Genomic DNA, 16,091 nt, shown 5'->3' on the forward strand with positions numbered 1-16,091 from the left:
GTCCGCATCACCCGCCTGCCTGCCCGCCTGCCCGCCTGCCCGCCTGCCCGCCTGCGCAGCGAACCAGCACCGCGTCTCACCGCACTCCCCTACGGCCAGCGAAAGCCCTCCAGGGCCTCGATGCAGCGTTCCGCCAAGGCCGCAGGCCCACCCGCGCCCCCGGCCGGGGCGTCGCTCAACGCCCACGTCTCCACCGCCACCCGCACCGCCGCACTGGCGACTCCCGCCACGAGCCGCAGCTCAAGCGAAGGCACCTGCGCCCCCTTCTGCACCTCCACCTCCACCTGTTCCTGTGCCTGTGCCTGCCCCTGTGCCCGCGCCCCGCGCCCCTCCCGCTCGGCCAGCACAGAGATCAGCGTCTCCTCGGAGGCGTGGCAGGCATCCGACCACACCGCGCGGAGAGCAGCGCTCTCCCTCGTCATCCGCAGCAGCGCCCGCACCCACTCCAGCGCTTCCGCGTCCCCGATGGCGACCCCCGGCGCGGCATCGCTGTCAGGGACCAGCGCCCGCGCCGCCGCATACCGCAGCGCGTCCCGCACGGAGAGGCCCGCGGGCGCGCCCCGCACCGCCGCGGCCCACTGCTGCGCACCGGCGGCGAAGAGCGGGGCGACCGCCTCCTCCTTAGTGGCGAAGTAGCGATAGAAGGTGCGGGGCGCGACGCCCGCCGCGCGGGCGATGTCCTCGGCGCGGGTGGCCCGCAGCCCGTCCTCGACGAAGAGCGCGGCCGCGGTACGGGCGATGTCCAGGCGCGTCTCCGCCTTGCGGCGCTCATTGAGCGAGCCGAGCGAGCCGAGCGAATCGGGCGAGTTGGGTGAACTTGCGGGCATGCGAGGCAGGTTATGCCAGCAGACGGGCAGGAGGACCACGCAGGTCTAGGCACATTCTGCCTGTGTGACAGAATCTGCCACCAATCAATGCGGTGAGATCAAGTACGTCCAAGAAGGTGGCAAGCCCGGTGCGTCGTCGACAGTTCCTGACCAACTCGGCCGGTCTCACCGGCGCCTCCGCCCTCGGCCTCGGGCTCGGTCTCGGCGCCTGTTCGTCCGGCGGCGACACCACCACCCTCAAACTCCTCGTCGCGAGCTACGACAAAAGCGTCGGCTCCTCCATCGGCGACCAGTGGGACGGCCTGGTCGCCGCCTTCGAGAAGGCGCACCCCACCGTCAAGATCGCCCTGGAACGCGTCCCCTTCGACAAGCTCGACCGGACCCTCGCCCGCCGGGTGAAGGACGGCGACGCCCCTGACATCGCCCAGTCGAACGTCTTCGCCCCCTACGCCGAGGACGACCAGCTCTACGGCGCGTCCGATCTCTTCGACATCCGCACCGAGGCCGACTTCACCCGCTCGTACGCCGAGGCGGGCTCGGTCAAGCACGTCCAGTACGGCATCCCCTTCCTCGCGAGCACTCCGCGCCTCTTCTACAACACGGCCCTCTTCAAGCAGGCTGGCATCAGCGGCGCCCCCACCTCCTGGGACGAGCTGCGGTCGGCGGCGCAGGCGTTGAAGGGGATCGGGGTGAAGACGCCGTACGGGCTGCAGCTGGGTCCCGAGGCCGCCGAGGACGAGACCCTGTCCTGGATGCTCGCGGACGAAGGCGGCTACGCGGCCCTGGCCACCGGCTACGACTTCCACACCGCGAGCAACGTCCGGACGATGACCTGGCTACGGGACGAACTCGTGGCGAAGGGGCTCGCGGGCGCCGACCCGGCGGGGCTCGACAGGACGGCCGCGTACGAGCAGTTCCTGCGCGGCGGCATCGGGATGCTGATCGCGCACCCGGTGCTCATGGGCGCCGCCGACAAGGTCAAGTTCCCTTACGCGCACGCCGCGTTCCCCACCCGCCGAGGCGGGGCGGCGGCGCCGGTGGGCCTGAGCGACTGGCTCATGGCGTTCAAGCAGAACGGCCACAGCGACGCGTGCGGCAAGTTCCTCAGCCATCTCTACGGCCGCAAGTCGGCGAAGGCGTACGGCGGCGGCCAGGCCGCGCTCCCGGTGACCAGCTCCGCTTCGTCGGCGCTGCGCGCGGACGCGGCCCAGCGTCCGCTGTGGAAGTTCATCGACCAGATGCCGCAGGCCCAGTTCCAGCCGGTAGGCCTGCGCTCGTGGCCGACGGTCCGGGCGACCATCCGCAAGGAGATCGGGGCCGCCGTCACCAAGGGCGGCGACCCCGGTGCCGTACTCAAGTCCCTCGACGCGAAAGCGGCCCGGGCGGAGCTCTAGGCTCCACCCGGGCCGCGCCCGCCCTCATCTCTCCAGAGGTCAGGTGAGTTGAGGTGAGGTCAGTTGAGGTGAGGTCAGTTGAGGTGAGGTGAGGTCAGGTCAGGTCAGGTCAGGTCAGGTCAGGTCAGGTCAGGTCAGGTGGTCAACGCGGGTTCCCGCGCGGGGAGTTCCCCGGGCGGCGACTCGGTGTGCGCGTCCTCGCCACCGCCCTCGCCACCGCCCTCGCCGCCGCCCTCGACGTGCTGGCGCGGCTTGCCCGGCAGGGCGAACATCAGCAGGAAGATGACGACGAGCACGCCGACGACCCACCACAGCGAGTTCTGGAACGCGCCCACGATCTCCATGGGCACCTCACTGCGCGCGACCTTCTCGTCGATCGCGCCGAAGAACACCACGGAGACCAGGCCGAGTCCGAGCGCCGTGCCCATCTGCTGCACGGTGTTCAGGAGACCGGACGCGGAGCCCGAGTGCTCACGCGGCACGTCGGAGAGGATGGCGTCCGTCAGGGGCGCGACGATGAACCCCATACCGGCGCCCATCACGACCAGCGGCAGCGCCATCTGCCAGGACGCGATGTCCTTGCCGTACCGGTCGGCCTCCCAGATGTAGAGCAGCACCCCGGTGGCCATGATGAGCGCGCCGCCCTGTAGCACCTTGCGCCCGAAGCGCGGCACGAGCGTCTGCACGGACATACCGGCCGCCGCCGATACCGCGATCGAGAACGGCACCCCGGTCGTGCCCGCACGCAGCGCGCTCCAGCCGAGCCCCTCCTGCATGTACAGGGTCCAGACCAGGAAGAAGATGCCCATCGAGACGCCGAACACGGTCTGCACCGCGATGCCCGCCGCGAAGCTCTTCACCTTGAACAGGGACAGCTCCACCAGCGGCGAACCGTCCTTGGCCGCCTTCGCCTTCTCGTACGCGATGAGCGCGCCGAAGACGACGAGTCCGCCCGCCATCATGACGTAGCCCCACAGCGGCCAGTCCAACTCCTGCCCACGGGTGAGCGGGTAGAGCACCATCAGCAGGCCGAGCGTGACGAGGACGACGCCGACGAGGTCGAGCTTGAGGGCCTTCGGCGCCTTGGACTCACTGATGAACTTGCGCCCCAGGATCAGCCCCGCGATACCGACGGGCAGGTTGATCAGGAAGATCGGCCGCCATTCGAGACCGAAGATGTTCCACTGGGTGAGCAGCGCGCCGAGCAGCGGTCCCGAGACGGCGCCGAGCCCCACGATCATCCCGAAGAGCCCGAAGACCTTGCCCCGCTCGTGCGCGGGGAAGGTGGCGTGCACGATCGACAGGACCTGCGGCACCATCATCGCGGCCATGCCGCCCTGCAGAATCCTCGACGCGACAAGCATCTCCGGGTTGGCGGCGAACCCGCAGAGCGCGGAGGCGAGCGTGAAGCCGCCGATCCCTATGAGGAACATCCGCTTGCGCCCGTGGATGTCGCCGAGCCGCCCGCCGGTGATCAGTCCGGCCGCGAACGCGAGCGCGTAACCCGCGGTGATCCACTGGATCTGGCTGTACGAGGCGCCGGCGTCCTGCTGGATGGACGGGATCGCGATGTTGACGATGGTGACGTCGACGAGGTCCATGAAGGCCGCCGTCATCACGATGGCGAGGGCGAACCAGCGGCGCCGGTCGGTGGCGGCGTCCGCCGCCGTTCCGGTCGGTGCTGTGGCAGGGCTGCTGTAAGTCATGCGAGGAGACTAGAAGCCATATAGGCCAGATCGTGGCCTATATGCGCGGCATCCTGGACGACATGACTTCGACTTCGGGCACGGCTTCGGGCACGGCTTCGGGCACGACACCGGGCACAGCTTCGGGCACGACCCCGAGCGCGGCTTCCGGCACGGCTTCGGGCACGGCTTCCGGCACGACCCCGGGCGAGGCTTCGGAAAGGTCCGGCGGCGGTACGGACACCCCTGGGCGGCTGCTGCAACTCCTGTCCCTCCTCCAGACGCCGCGCGACTGGCCGGGCGGGGAGTTGTCCGACCGGCTCGGTGTCAGCCGCCGTACCGTGCGGCGCGACATCGACCGGCTGCGTGACCTCGGCTATCCGGTGCAGGCGAGTCAGGGGGCGACGGGTGGCTACCGCCTGGTCGCGGGGAAGGCGATGCCGCCGCTCGTCCTGGACGACGAGGAGGCGGTGGCGATCGCCGTGGGTCTGCGGGCGGGGGCGGGGCACGCGGTGGAGGGGGTGGAGGAGGCGTCGGTCCGGGCCCTGGCGAAGCTGGAGCAGGTGCTGCCCTCGCGGCTACGGCATCGCGTCCAGGCGCTCCAGATCGCCACGACGCCGCTGACCAGCGGTGACGGCGCCAGTATCGCGCCCGAGACGCTCACGGTCATGGCGTCCGCGGCGGCGGGTCAGGAGCGGCTGCGCTTCGCGTACCGCTCCGGCGACGGTACGGAGTCCCGGCGTCTGACGGAGCCGCACCGTCTGGTGTCGACGGGGCGGCGCTGGTATCTGGTCGCGTACGACATCGACCGCGACGACTGGCGCACGTTCCGGGTGGACCGGGTGTCGTCCCCCTTCGCCACCGGCGCCCGCTTCGTGCCGCGCGAGCTGCCCACGGGGGATGCCGCGGAGTACATCCGCCGGTCCATGTGGCGGGGGCAGTCCTCGTACGCGATCGACGTGACGTTCGCTGCCTCGGCGGAGGCCGTCGCGGCCAAGCTTCCGGCGGCGCTCGGCAGGCCGGAGGCCCTGACGGACTCCACGTGTCGCCTCCGCTCGACGGTGACGGACGCCGTCGACTGGCTGGCCGTCCGCCTGGCCATGACCGGATGCGATTTCGTGGCCCACGAGCCGCCCGAGCTTGTGGCGTCCCTCCATGACCTGGGCTCCCGCTTGACGCGGGCGTCGTCCGCCGAAAGTCCGTAGGCCGGGGGCTGGGGGCCGGGGGCTGAGGGCCGGAGGCCGGGGGCCGTAGGCCGTCACCGTCGAGCGAAGGCGAGTGGGGATCCTGGCCCGCGGATCCTGGCCCGCGGATCCTGGCCCGCGCTCCGCGCGAAGCGCGGTAAGCCCTCACCCATACGCGGCCACAAGGTCGAAGAAAATGAGCCCCGGTGCCGGGGGGGGGATGGCACCGGGGCTCGGTCAGAGGGCGGTTTCGTCGGCCGCTCAGGCCTATGCCGCCGCGTCGAACCCCGTGTCCCGAGCCATCTTCTTCAGCTCGAGCAACGCGTGCTTCTCGATCTGACGGATCCGCTCCCGCGTGAGCCCATGCTGCTTGCCGACCTCCGTGAGGGTCCGCTCGCGGCCGTCCTCGATGCCGTACCGCATCTTGATGATGGAGGCCGTGCGCTGGTCGAGGCGGCCTATCAGGTCGTCCAGTTCCTCGCTGCGCAGCAGGGTCAGGACGGACTGCTCGGGCGAGACCGCGGAGGTGTCCTCCAGCAGGTCACCGAACTGCGTGTCCCCGCTGTCGTCCACACCCATGTTCAGCGAGACGGGGTCACGCGCCCAGTCCAGGACGTCCGTCACACGCGCCGACGTGGTGTCGAGCTCCGCGGCGACCTCTTCCGGATCCGGGTCGCGCCCGTTCTTGCGGTTGAACTCGCGCATGACCCGGCGGATCCGGCCCAGCTCCTCCACCAGGTGGACGGGGAGACGGATGGTGCGCGACTGGTCGGCTATGGAGCGCGTGATGGCCTGGCGGATCCACCACGTGGCGTACGTGGAGAACTTGAAACCCTTGGCGTAGTCGAACTTCTCGACCGCGCGCACCAGGCCCGCGTTCCCCTCCTGGATCAGGTCGAGGAGGGGCAGGCCACTCCTCGGGTAGCGGCGGGCCACAGCGACGACGAGCCGCAGGTTCGACCGGATGAAGACATCCTTCGCCCGCTCACCGTCGGCGACCAGTGCCTCCAGTTCCTCGCGGGACGCGGAAGCGCCGGGGACGGAGTCCTCGATGTCGCCGTCGATTATCTTCCGGGCGTACACACCGGCCTCGATGATCTGGGACAGCTCGACTTCCTTGGCGGCGTCGAGGAGCGGCGTACGCGCGATCTCGTCGAGGTACATGCCGACCAGGTCGCGGTCGGCGATCTCCCCGCCTACGGCGCGAACACTGCGTGCCGCGTCGGTCTCGCCGGTGGAGGCGGACTTACGACGGGCGACGGCACGGGTTGCCATGCGTGCTCCCTTGCGTGTGGAGGTCCTGGTCGGCCCTTTTCACGGGCCTCTGTGGTGGAAACCACACCCTCGCGGGTGCCCTGCTTCCGATGGAAACAACGACTGGAATCCGGACAGAATTCCCAAGCCGCGCACCTATTTTCCTGACGTTGCAGTACCCTGTGCCGCCACAGAGGGGGGTCAGATGCCGTCCGAACGTACAGAGGTGCAGGTCAGGCCGGGCACGGAGGCCGATCTCTGGGCTCTGACCGATATCTACAACCACTACGTACGTGAGACGGCGATCACGTTCGACACAGCCGCCTTCCTGCCGGAAGAACGCCGCCCTTGGCTGCTCTCCCATCCTGTAGACGGCCCCCACCGCCTATTGGTTGCCCAGGAGCGGGATTCCGGCCCGAGCCCCGGACCGAGTCGTCCCAGACCGAGTCCTGGCCTGAGTAGCCCCGGACCGAGTAGGCCCGGACTGAGTAGCCCCGGACCGAGTCCCGGCCTGATCCTCGGATACGCCACCAGTAGTCCTTTCCGAACGAAGCCCGCGTACGCCACCTCGGTGGAAGTCAGCGTCTACTGCGCACCGGATGCCGCGGGCCGTGGCATCGGCACCTTGCTCTACAAGACGCTCTTCGAGGCCCTGGAGGGTGAGGACCTGCACCGCGCCTACGCCGGGATCGCCCAGCCGAACGACGCGTCGGGCCGCCTCCACGAACGCTTCGGCTTCCGGCACGTCGGCACGTACCGCGAGGTCGGCCGGAAGTTCGGCCGCTACTGGGACGTCGCCTGGTACGAGCGTCCCCTCGGCCCTCAGCCACCAAGCGGGACCTAGGTCCCGCGGGCGCCGTCCTAGGTCCTGACCTAGTCCGCAAGGCCGTTACGCCCCGCCCGCGCCCCGTCTACCGTCCCCCCATGGACGCCACAGCCGACACCGCGGCCGACACCACCGGCACCCTCGACGAGGCCCTGCAGCGCCTGCACTCCTCTGGCCCCGAGCGGCTCGGGCGGCTCACCAACCACGCGCCGATGGCCGTCGAGGCGCTCGCCGCGCACGGCCTGACCGGCGGGATCCACCGCTGGCTTGAGCTGTACGCGCCGAGGCTGGAGGAGTACCCGAGCGCGGTCGAGTCAATCACCGGCGACAACTGGCGCGCCGCTCTCGGTGATCCGCGCCGCGCGGCGGACTGGATCGCGTACTTCGAAAGAGAGATCGGAGAGAGCGCGGAGAGCGGCGGACGTCCGTGGCGTGACGTCCTCGCCGCGTGGTGGCCCCGCCTGCTGCCCGGCATGTACGGCGGTTCCACGCACCCGGTGATCCGGGTGGGCCACGCGGTACGCACCCTCCTGAGCGGGGAGGAGACCCAGCCCCGCCGCACCGAACTCGCCCACGGCCTCGGCTACTGGGCCGCCCGCCACCACCCCACCACCGGCATCGCACTCCTGCCGTGCGGCACGAGCGGCACGAGCGGCACGAGCGGCACGAGCGGCTCGAGCGGCATGAACGGCATGAACGGCATGAACGGCACGAGCGGCACAGGCAACACAGGTAGCACGAGCAACACGGGCAGCACCGGCACCGCAGCCGCCGCCGCCCTCGACACCGTCGAGCCGATCCCCGACAGGGACAGCGGCAGCTTCCCCGACAGGCTCGGCCGGGTCGCGGGCCTCCCCGCGTGGGCGGCCGACGTGACCGACCCTGACGAGGCGCACCGCAGGCTCACCGAGCTGGTGCGCGCGGCCACCCACCGGTACGCCACCCACGGCCACGGCGAGGAGACCATGCTGGTGCACGCGTCGACCGCGCCCAACGCCGTTCTGCGCGCCATGCCGGCGCTGCCCCGCACCCTGTGGGCGCCGAGCCTGCACGCGGCCTGGACGGCGTCGGCCGCCGTGACCTCGATGTACGCCCCTGCCGCCCCGGCCACGTACACCGCGCCCGGCACCTTCACCCCCGAGGAGGTCTTCGAGCGGGCCCTCGCGCACGGCGACGAGCACGTCATCAAGTTCGCCGACACGGCGCTCGACGTGGGCGACGAGCGGGCCCTCGCGGCGGCCCTGCGCGCGATCGAGATCAGCGAGCCGCTGACCTAGCGCGCACGCACCCGGCGCACAGGGTCAGCCGAACTGCACCGACCTCTTCGCGAGACCCATCCAGAACCCGTCGATCACACTCCGGTGCCGCTGCCCTCCCAGATCCCCCGCGGCCTCGGCAGCCCCCAGCGTCACGAACAAGGGCGCGAAGTGCTCCGTACGCGGATGCGCGAGCTCGCCCGCCGGAGACTTGTGCCGGAAGTCGAGGAGCCCGTCCACATCGCCCGCGTCGAGCGCCTCGTGCCCCCACGCGTCGAACTCCACCGACCACGACGGCGTACCGCCCTGCCTCAGCGCCGCCAGATTGTGCGTGAAGAAGCCGCTGCCGACGATCAGCACGCCCTCGTCCCGCAGCGGCGCCAGCTTGCGGCCGATGTCCATCAGGCGCCGCGGGTCGAGGGTCGGCAGGGAGATCTGGAGAACGGGGATGTCCGCGCCTGGATACATCTCGACGAGAGGGACGTACGCTCCGTGGTCGAGCCCGCGATCCGGGATGTCCTGCACCGGCGTACCGGCCCCGCGCAGCAGTTTGCGTACGGAATCAGCCAGTTGAGGGGCGCCGGGAGCTGCGTAGGTCACTTGGTAGTAGTGCTCGGGGAAGCCCCAGAAGTCGTAGACAAGCGGCGCTGTCTCCGTCGCGCCGAGCGCGAGCGGGGCCTCCTCCCAGTGGGCGGAGACCATGAGGATGGCCTTGGGACGCGGCAGCTCCGCGGACCAGGCACGGAGCTGGTCCGGCCAGAGCTCGTCGTCGGCGAGCGGTGGTGCGCCGTGGCTGAGGTACAGGGCGGGCATGCGCTCCTGGGTTGCGGTCATGGCGGCTCCTCCGAGGACCGAGAACATGCGAAGAACGTGCGGGGACGTGCGAGGACGTGCGAGGACGTGCGAGGAACGATTTACTTTAACTCTCAAGCTTTCCTTCGGGACGACCCTACTCCGACATTGTTTAAGTTTCAAGAAAGGGTTGCGTACAGTGGAGTACATGGACACGGCACCCACTTCTTCCCCCGACGTCCCCGACGTCCCCGAAGGGGAACCGCGCTGGCTCAACGACGAGGAACAGCGCACCTGGCTCGCGTACTTGCAGGCCACCACGCTTCTGGAGGATCACCTCGATCGCCAGTTGCAACGCGACGCGGGTATGCCGCACATCTACTACGGACTCCTGGTCCAGCTCTCCGTCGCCCCGCGGCGGCGGCTGCGCATGACGGAACTCGCCAGGAACTCCAAGATCACCCGGTCCCGCCTCTCGCACGCCATCGCGCGCCTGGAGAAGAACGGGTGGGTGCGCCGCGAGGACTGCCCCTCCGACAAGCGCGGCCAGTTCGCGATCCTCACCGAGGACGGGTACGACGTCCTGCGCCGGACCGCGCCGGGCCATGTCACCGCCGTACGCCAGGCGCTCTTCGACCGGCTCACCCCGGAACAGCAGAAGTCCCTCGGCGAGATCATGATGATCGTCGCCGAGGGACTTCAGCCCAAGGAGGCGGGGGCGGACCTGCCCTGGCTCCGCTGAGCCTCCCGGTCAGAGGGCGCTGAGCCTCCCATCCAGAAAGGCGCTGAGCCCCCCTGTCGGAAAGCGCTGAGCCCCCTTGTCAGAGGGCGCCGAGCCTCCCTGTCGGAAAGCGGGGGTCAGTGCGCGACCACCGGGATCCGCACCTCGTCCTCCACCACACCGTCGGTGTCACCCGAGGCGGCGGGAGCGCCGCCCTGGGCACCGGTGTTGATGAGCGTGAAGGCGATCGCGGATGCGGCCACCAGGATGCCGACAGCCCACCAGATCGCGCTGGTGTAGCCCTCGACCATGGCCTCTGCCTGGAGCAGCTTCTGCGCGGCCGGAGTCGTCGCGCCCGCCGCGTGCGAAGTGATGTACGCGGTGGTGGCGGAGGCGGCGATGGTGTTCAGGAGAGCCGTGCCGATGGCGCCGCCGACCTGCTGCGAGGTGTTGACCATCGCGGAGGCGACACCGGAGTCACGCGCCTCGACACCGTGCGTGGCGAGCGACATGGCGGGCATGAACGCCGTACCCATACCGAGGCCGAGCAGCAGCTGTCCGGGCAGGATCACACCGGCGTACGAGGTGTTGACCTCCAGCTGCGTCAGGAACAGCATGCCGCCGGCGGCGAGCAGGAAGCCGGGGCCCATGAGCAGCCGCGGCGGGACGCGGGTCATCAGACGGGCGCCGATCTGCGTGGAGCCCGTGATCATGCCGACGATCATCGGCAGGAACGCGAAGCCGGTCTTGACCGGCGAGAAGCCCTGGACGATCTGCAGGTAGTACGTGAGGAACAGGAACAGACCGAACATCGCGATGATCGCGAGGCCGAGCGACATGTAGACGCCGCCACGGTTGCGCTCGGTCAGGACGCGCAGCGGCAGCAGCGGCGACTTGACCTTGGACTCCGTGAGGACGAACGCGGCGAGCAGGACGGCCGAAGCGACGAACATGCCGATGGTCATGGAGTCCGACCAGCCCTCGGACTCGGCACGCGTGAAGCCGTAGACCAGGGCGACAAGACCGAGGGTGGACAGGACCACGCCCGGGATGTCGAGCGGCGAGCGGTTGCGGCCACCGGCCGGCTCACGGATGACGAAGTACGCGCCCAGTGCGGCGACGGCGGCGAAGGGGATGTTCACGAAGAACGTCCAGCGCCAGTTCAGGTACTCGGTGAGGAAGCCGCCGAGGATGAGGCCGACGGCGCCACCGCCACCGGCGATCGCACCGTAGATGCCGAACGCCTTGGCGCGCTCCTTGGCATCGGTGAACATCACGGCGAGCAGCGAGAGGGCGGCGGGCGCGAGCAGCGCGCCGAACACACCCTGCAGGGCGCGGGCGCCCAGCATCATGGCCTCGCCGTTCGCGGCGCCGCCGAGCGCGGAGGCAGCGGCGAAACCGATCAGGCCGGTCACGAAGGTGCGCTTGCGGCCCCAGAGGTCGGATATGCGACCGCCGAAGAGCAGCAGACCACCGAAGGCAAGGGCGTAGGCCGTGATGACCCACTGACGGTTGCCGTCCGAGATGCCCAGGTCCTGCTGGGCGGAGGGCAGCGCGATGTTCACGATGGTCGCGTCGAGCACGACCATCAGCTGCGCGAGCGCGATGAAGATCAGCGCTTTCCAGCGCCTGGGATCTGTTTCTGACATGGGAGTAGCCACCTAGCGGTACGAGTGGTGAACAAGTGACGGAAAAGCGACGCATGCCGCGCCCGGCGGCTGCGTACTGCGAAGTCGAGCGAGAGAGTCGAGCGAAAGAACGAGGTCAGGAAGCGAGGTCAGGAAGCGAGGCCGGGAAGCGAGGCCAGGTCAGGAAGGACTCAGCACTCGCGAAGGCCCTCCAAGGTCGCCGCCTCACCGGGCAGCTCGGAGCGGGCCGGCGCCATCAGGCCGTCGAGGAACAGCTGTAGATGCCGGTGGACGAAGCGGTCCATGTTCAGGCACGCCGTGCCGGGCAGCGGCCTGGTGAGCTGGGAGAGAGCGACCATCAGGTCCCCGACGGCGATGTCGGTGCGCAGCTGCCCGGCCGCGCGCGCCCTGTGCATGAGCGCGCCGATCACGGCTTCGAGCCGCTCACGGGCGTCGACCAGATCCGGGTGATCAGGGTCGAAGGCCGCCTGGAGGACCGGGCACAGGGCACCGATGCGCTCGTCGGCGGAGGCATGTACGAACCGGCGCAGGGCGTCGAACGCGACGCTCGCGTCGGCGTCGGCCGCCGCGATCGCCTCCTCGGCGTGTGCCGAGACGCGGTCGGTGACGAGCAGGACGACCTGGTGGACCAGTTCGGAACGGTCGGAGAAGTGCCGGTAGACCGTGGCGTTGCCGACGCCCGCCCGGCGCGCGACCTCGTCGAGCGGCACATCGGAGCCGAACTCGACGAACATCTCGCGTGCGGCGGCGACGATCCGCTCCCGGTTGCGCAGGGCGTCGGCCCGCGGGCGGGGCGTGCGGCGCTGCTCAGCGGTTGCGGTCTCCACGGCGGCTCTCCTCAAGTCTGTGATCGAAGTCCGTGATCGAAGTCTGATCGAGCTCTGCGATCGAAGTCGGTGATCGAAGTCTGTGATCGAGCCTCCAGGACGGTGCACGGTGCGCGGTGCACCGTGCGCGGCGCCGGAGCCTCTGTTGCGCGATGCGGGGAATCACTCCCCGTTTCGCTCGGACTCAGGTCTAAACGGGGAAGGACTCCCCGGATATTTCCCATCGCCCGACTTTCTTCCCGTGACCCGCGTCACACCTCCGTGCGCGAAAAACCCACGATCGGTCGCACCCAGCGAGCGCCCGCGCACCCACCGGCACAGGGTGATCGAAAGGGTGCAGCCAGGACCGGCGGCTGCCGCGAGGGGAAGGCCCATGGATGCAGCAGCCGACCTGGAGGCAGATACGCGGAGCCCGACGTGGCGCGGCACTGGCCACCTGCGCCGTCCTTGCCCTCACGGTCACCACATCGGCGAGCACCGGCCGCCTGATGGAGGAGTCCCCCACGGCGGCGGGCCCCGTGTCCCTGGCCCGCGCGACGACACTCAGCCCGTGCATGATCAGCGGCACGATGGGCGTCCAGATGTCGGAGGGCGTACCCACGTCTTCCGGCTACTCCCGCTCCACGGGCACCGTCCGGGCCCTGAACCTCATGGTCGACTTCTCCGACGCCCCCGGTAAGGGCAGCGCGCTCGACCGCCTCGCGGAGTTCTTCCCGCAGACGTCGGACTGGTTCCGCACCAGCTCCTACGGACGTCTCGACTACCGCCCCGATTCGCCGATCTCCGACTGGCTGCGGATGCCCAAGAGCTTCAAGGAGTACGGGATAGAGCGCGGCGCCCCCTTCGACCCGGGCTACCGCGAGCTGGTCCGGGACATAGTGGCCGCGGCGGACCCGGACGTGGACTTCCGGGAGTACGACCTGGTGAACATCCTCATCACGCCGAACGCGGGCCCTTCCGCGCTCGACACGGTCCTGTCGGTGACCTTCGCGGGCAACACCGAGGCGCCCGTCGCGGACGGCGTCCCGGTCTCCAACGCGTCCTTCGTCTACAGCCGCCAGGACGACGGCTCGGGAAACTACGGCGAGACGGGCTACCGCGTGCTCCCGCACGAGAACGGCCACGTCTTCGGCCTGCCCGACCTCTACACGCAGGACGGCGGCGGCGCGGTCGGCCACTGGGACATCATGAGCGAGGACTGGGGCGCCAACAACGACCTGCTCGCCTGGCACAAGTGGAAGCTCGGCTGGCTCGACGACGACCAGATCAGCTGCGCGTCGAACGCGGGCACCACCGAGCACACGCTGAGCCCGCTGGCGACGAACGGCGGCACCAAGCTCGCCTTCGTGCCGCTGAGCACGACCAAGGGGTACGCCGTCGAGGTGCGCACCCGCGGCGGCAACGACGACGCGATCTGCAAGCCCGGCGTCCTGATCTACCGGGTGGACGCCGAGGTCGACACGGGCCGGGGCCCGATCAGCGTCTCCGACTCCACGAAGGACAGCGGCGGCTGCACGCGCCAGCCGAACGTCCACGCGGAACTCTCCGACGCGACCTACGAGCCCGGACAGACCTTCACGGACAAGAAGACGGGCGTACGCATCACGGTGTCGGACATCGACGCGGAGGGCCGGTACCGGGTGCACGTCACGCGCCCATAGCGGAGGGCCGGTACTACCGGGTGCACGTCACGCGCCCATAGCGGAGAGCCGGCACCGGGTGCACGTATGCGCCCATAAAGGCATCCTCAGCCGCCGTTGACCTTGGCGCAGCCGGCGCCGGGAACGGTCTGCTGCACCTGCCGCAGGAAGGCGGCGTTGTCCGAGGTCTTGCGGAGTCGATCGAGGATCGCCTCCAGGTTGCTCTGCGCGTCCCTGCCGTGCAGGGCGCGCCGCAGTCCGCGTACGGCGGTCAACTCATCGGCGGGCACCAGGAGTTCATCACGGCGCGTGCCGGACGGGGTGACGTCGACGGCGGGGAAGACGCGGCGCTCGGCCATGCCGCGGTCGAGGCGGAGCTCCATGTTGCCGGTGCCCTTGAGCTCTTCGAAGTAGTAGTCGTCGGCGCGCGATCCGGTCTCCACGAGCACGGTGGCGAGCATGGTCAGGGACCCGCCCTCCTCCGCGAGCCGCGCGGCACCGAAGAGGCGCTTGGGGCCCTGGATGGCGGCGGCGTCAACACCTCCGGAGAGGGTGCGGCCACCGCTGGACGCCGCGTTGTTGTACGCGCGGCAGAGCCGGGTGAGGGAGTCGAAGAGCATGACGACATCCCTGCCCTCCTCGGTGAGCCGCTTGGCGCGCTCGACGGCGAGTTCGGCGAGGGCGATGTGCTGCTTGGCGGGCCGGTCGAAGGTCGAGGCGAGCACTTCGCCGCGTACGGACCGCTTCATGTCCGTGACCTCTTCGGGCCGTTCGTCGAGCAGCACCACCATGAGGTGCGCCTCGGGGTGGTTCGCGCTGACGGCAGCGGCGATCTGCTGGAGCAGTACGGTCTTGCCGGTGCGCGGCGGCGCGACGATGAGGCCGCGCTGGCCCTTGCCGACAGGGGCGACGAGATCGATGAGCCGGGTCGCGACACTGCCGCCGCCCTCGCCCGGCGTTTCGAGCCTCAGCCGCTCGCGGGGGTGCAGCGGGGTGAGGTCACCGAACCGCGCGCGCCTGCGCAGGGCTTCGGCGGAGTGCCCGTTGACCCGGTCGACGTCGGTGAGGGTGCGGGCCTTGCCGCAGGCTCCCTCGACCAGGTCTCCGGCACGCAGGCCGAGTCGGCGGATGAGCGCGGAGGGGACGGTCACGTCGTTCGGGGTGGCAAGGCGATCGCCGGTACGGAGATGGCCGTTGGCGTTGTGACTCACGTCGAGGATGCCGGAGACGGCTACGACGGGGGTCGCGGCGGGGGTGGTTGAGGTGGGGGTCGTTGAGGTGGGGGTGGTCTTGTTCTGGGTGAGGGTTGCGGTACTCATGGTGGGGTCCTTTCGCGGACATGCGAATGAGGGGCCCGGCGGAACGGTGGGTTCACGTCCCGTACGACGGGCGGAGAAACGAACTGCAGCGAGAGCTTCGAGAAATACGGAAGCTTCGGAACTGCGGGAGCCTCGAAGAGGCGGAAGAAGAGAAGATCTGCACCGGCGCCGCAGAAGGCGGCGTACACACGTGCTGCTTGCAAGGTAGCACATGCCTTGAGCCGTCGAGCGTGACCTGAGTCACCACGGCCTTGCCCGGCCCACCCCGGATCGCCGCACCCGCCCACATGCTCCGCTCCCCCGTTGTGTGGGTCCCACACATGGGACCCCCGTCCGGCGCGCCCTTACGTTTCCGGCCATGACGAGCCCCACTCCACGCGGTGACGCCCCCGCAGGATCCGTAGGACACGTAGGACCCGCAGGACCCGCAGGATCCGCTGGACCCGCAGGATCCGCTGGACCCGCACGACCCGCACGACCCGCAGGGCGAAGGAATCCCTCCACGTCCATGTGAACACGGTGGTCCAACGCCTGGACAGGATCGGCCACTTGCTCGGCGCCGACTGGCAGACCCCGGAGCGTTCCCTGGAGATCCAGCTCGCCCTGCGCCTGCACGTCTGCACGCCTGCACGCCTGCACCTGGACGCCGGTACCGCGTCACCCTGATCCTCCGCGGCTCCCTCTCCTGTTCCTGTCCGGGCGGGGGGCGGTCCGGGC

Annotated in this window: 13 protein-coding genes and 1 pseudogene; 7 read left to right on the forward strand and 7 right to left on the reverse strand. The window is 69.9% G+C overall.

All coding sequences use genetic code 11. The annotated features are described in order from the left end of the window. Positions 1-89: 89 nt before the first annotated feature. Positions 90-827, reverse strand: a complete 738-nt coding sequence (locus ACFVXC_RS13550; protein ID WP_389904854.1) for a TetR/AcrR family transcriptional regulator — start codon at positions 825-827, stop codon at positions 90-92. Between the two features lie 128 nt (positions 828-955). Between ACFVXC_RS13550 and ACFVXC_RS13555 the strand changes: the two genes are divergently transcribed. Beyond that, a complete protein-coding gene (locus ACFVXC_RS13555; protein WP_389904856.1) occupies positions 956-2,221 on the forward strand; it encodes an extracellular solute-binding protein in 1,266 nt (421 codons plus the stop codon). Positions 2,222-2,355: 134 nt separating this feature from the next. Here ACFVXC_RS13555 and ACFVXC_RS13560 read toward each other — a convergent pair whose 3' ends face one another. Then, entirely contained in the window at positions 2,356-3,927 is a 1,572-nt protein-coding gene (locus tag ACFVXC_RS13560; RefSeq protein ID WP_389904858.1) for an MFS transporter, read from the reverse strand. A 62-nt stretch (positions 3,928-3,989) separates the two neighbouring features. On the opposite strand from ACFVXC_RS13560, the gene ACFVXC_RS13565 reads away from it, so the two are divergent. Beyond that, positions 3,990-5,111, forward strand: a complete 1,122-nt coding sequence (locus tag ACFVXC_RS13565) for a helix-turn-helix transcriptional regulator (RefSeq protein ID WP_389904860.1) — start codon at positions 3,990-3,992, stop codon at positions 5,109-5,111. Positions 5,112-5,357: 246 nt separating this feature from the next. Here ACFVXC_RS13565 and ACFVXC_RS13570 read toward each other — a convergent pair whose 3' ends face one another. After that, the gene (locus ACFVXC_RS13570; protein WP_389904862.1) at positions 5,358-6,365 is read right to left on the reverse strand and encodes an RNA polymerase sigma factor RpoD/SigA; all 1,008 of its coding nucleotides are present in this window, start codon (positions 6,363-6,365) and stop codon (positions 5,358-5,360) included. A 184-nt stretch (positions 6,366-6,549) separates the two neighbouring features. On the opposite strand from ACFVXC_RS13570, the gene ACFVXC_RS13575 reads away from it, so the two are divergent. Together ACFVXC_RS13575 and ACFVXC_RS13580 are read left to right on the forward strand one after the other, a co-directional pair. Further along, a complete protein-coding gene (locus ACFVXC_RS13575) occupies positions 6,550-7,188 on the forward strand; it encodes a GNAT family N-acetyltransferase (RefSeq protein WP_389904863.1) in 639 nt (212 codons plus the stop codon). Between the two features lie 80 nt (positions 7,189-7,268). Next, positions 7,269-8,447: a questin oxidase family protein gene (locus ACFVXC_RS13580; RefSeq protein WP_389904866.1), complete on the forward strand. Its 1,179-nt coding sequence runs from the start codon at positions 7,269-7,271 to the stop codon at positions 8,445-8,447. A 24-nt stretch (positions 8,448-8,471) separates the two neighbouring features. Here ACFVXC_RS13580 and ACFVXC_RS13585 read toward each other — a convergent pair whose 3' ends face one another. Continuing rightward, positions 8,472-9,260: a dioxygenase gene (locus tag ACFVXC_RS13585; RefSeq protein WP_389904868.1), complete on the reverse strand. Its 789-nt coding sequence runs from the start codon at positions 9,258-9,260 to the stop codon at positions 8,472-8,474. Between the two features lie 166 nt (positions 9,261-9,426). On the opposite strand from ACFVXC_RS13585, the gene ACFVXC_RS13590 reads away from it, so the two are divergent. Further along, positions 9,427-9,960: a MarR family winged helix-turn-helix transcriptional regulator gene (locus tag ACFVXC_RS13590; RefSeq protein ID WP_389904869.1), complete on the forward strand. Its 534-nt coding sequence runs from the start codon at positions 9,427-9,429 to the stop codon at positions 9,958-9,960. Between the two features lie 116 nt (positions 9,961-10,076). On the opposite strand, the gene ACFVXC_RS13595 is transcribed toward ACFVXC_RS13590, so the two are convergent. Together ACFVXC_RS13595 and ACFVXC_RS13600 are read right to left on the reverse strand one after the other, a co-directional pair. After that, positions 10,077-11,588 (reverse strand): MFS transporter, encoded by a 1,512-nt coding sequence (locus tag ACFVXC_RS13595; protein ID WP_389904870.1) that lies wholly within the window; start codon positions 11,586-11,588, stop codon positions 10,077-10,079. Positions 11,589-11,758: 170 nt separating this feature from the next. Beyond that, on the reverse strand, positions 11,759-12,415 hold the full coding sequence (locus tag ACFVXC_RS13600; protein ID WP_389904873.1) for a TetR/AcrR family transcriptional regulator: 657 nt from the start codon (positions 12,413-12,415) through the stop codon (positions 11,759-11,761). 377 nt (positions 12,416-12,792) lie between these two features. Between ACFVXC_RS13600 and ACFVXC_RS13605 the strand changes: the two genes are divergently transcribed. Further along, entirely contained in the window at positions 12,793-14,076 is a 1,284-nt protein-coding gene (locus ACFVXC_RS13605; protein ID WP_389904875.1) for a M6 family metalloprotease domain-containing protein, read from the forward strand. 86 nt (positions 14,077-14,162) lie between these two features. Here ACFVXC_RS13605 and rho read toward each other — a convergent pair whose 3' ends face one another. Next, entirely contained in the window at positions 14,163-15,374 is a 1,212-nt protein-coding gene (gene rho / locus ACFVXC_RS13610) for a transcription termination factor Rho (protein WP_389904877.1), read from the reverse strand. 483 nt (positions 15,375-15,857) lie between these two features. Here rho and ACFVXC_RS13615 point away from each other — a divergent pair. After that, positions 15,858-16,040 (forward strand): annotated as a pseudogene (locus ACFVXC_RS13615) (helix-turn-helix domain-containing protein); the annotation flags it as partial. Between the last annotated feature and the right edge of the window lie 51 nt (positions 16,041-16,091).

Source organism: Streptomyces sp. NPDC058257 (genome assembly GCF_042881845.1).
Taxonomy (GTDB): domain Bacteria; phylum Actinomycetota; class Actinomycetes; order Streptomycetales; family Streptomycetaceae; genus Streptomyces.

Coding starts and splice junctions, on each gene's coding strand:
- ACFVXC_RS13550 (WP_389904854.1), bottom strand. CDS start 827: ATGCCCGCAAGTTCACCCAACTCGCCCGATTCGCTCGGCTCGCTCGGC.
- ACFVXC_RS13560 (WP_389904858.1), bottom strand. CDS start 3,927: ATGACTTACAGCAGCCCTGCCACAGCACCGACCGGAACGGCGGCGGAC.
- ACFVXC_RS13565 (WP_389904860.1), top strand. CDS start 3,990: ATGACTTCGACTTCGGGCACGGCTTCGGGCACGGCTTCGGGCACGACA.
- ACFVXC_RS13570 (WP_389904862.1), bottom strand. CDS start 6,365: ATGGCAACCCGTGCCGTCGCCCGTCGTAAGTCCGCCTCCACCGGCGAG.
- ACFVXC_RS13575 (WP_389904863.1), top strand. CDS start 6,550: ATGCCGTCCGAACGTACAGAGGTGCAGGTCAGGCCGGGCACGGAGGCC.
- ACFVXC_RS13580 (WP_389904866.1), top strand. CDS start 7,269: ATGGACGCCACAGCCGACACCGCGGCCGACACCACCGGCACCCTCGAC.
- ACFVXC_RS13585 (WP_389904868.1), bottom strand. CDS start 9,260: ATGACCGCAACCCAGGAGCGCATGCCCGCCCTGTACCTCAGCCACGGC.
- ACFVXC_RS13590 (WP_389904869.1), top strand. CDS start 9,427: ATGGACACGGCACCCACTTCTTCCCCCGACGTCCCCGACGTCCCCGAA.
- ACFVXC_RS13595 (WP_389904870.1), bottom strand. CDS start 11,588: ATGTCAGAAACAGATCCCAGGCGCTGGAAAGCGCTGATCTTCATCGCG.
- ACFVXC_RS13605 (WP_389904875.1), top strand. CDS start 12,793: ATGCAGCAGCCGACCTGGAGGCAGATACGCGGAGCCCGACGTGGCGCG.
- rho (WP_389904877.1), bottom strand. CDS start 15,374: ATGAGTACCGCAACCCTCACCCAGAACAAGACCACCCCCACCTCAACG.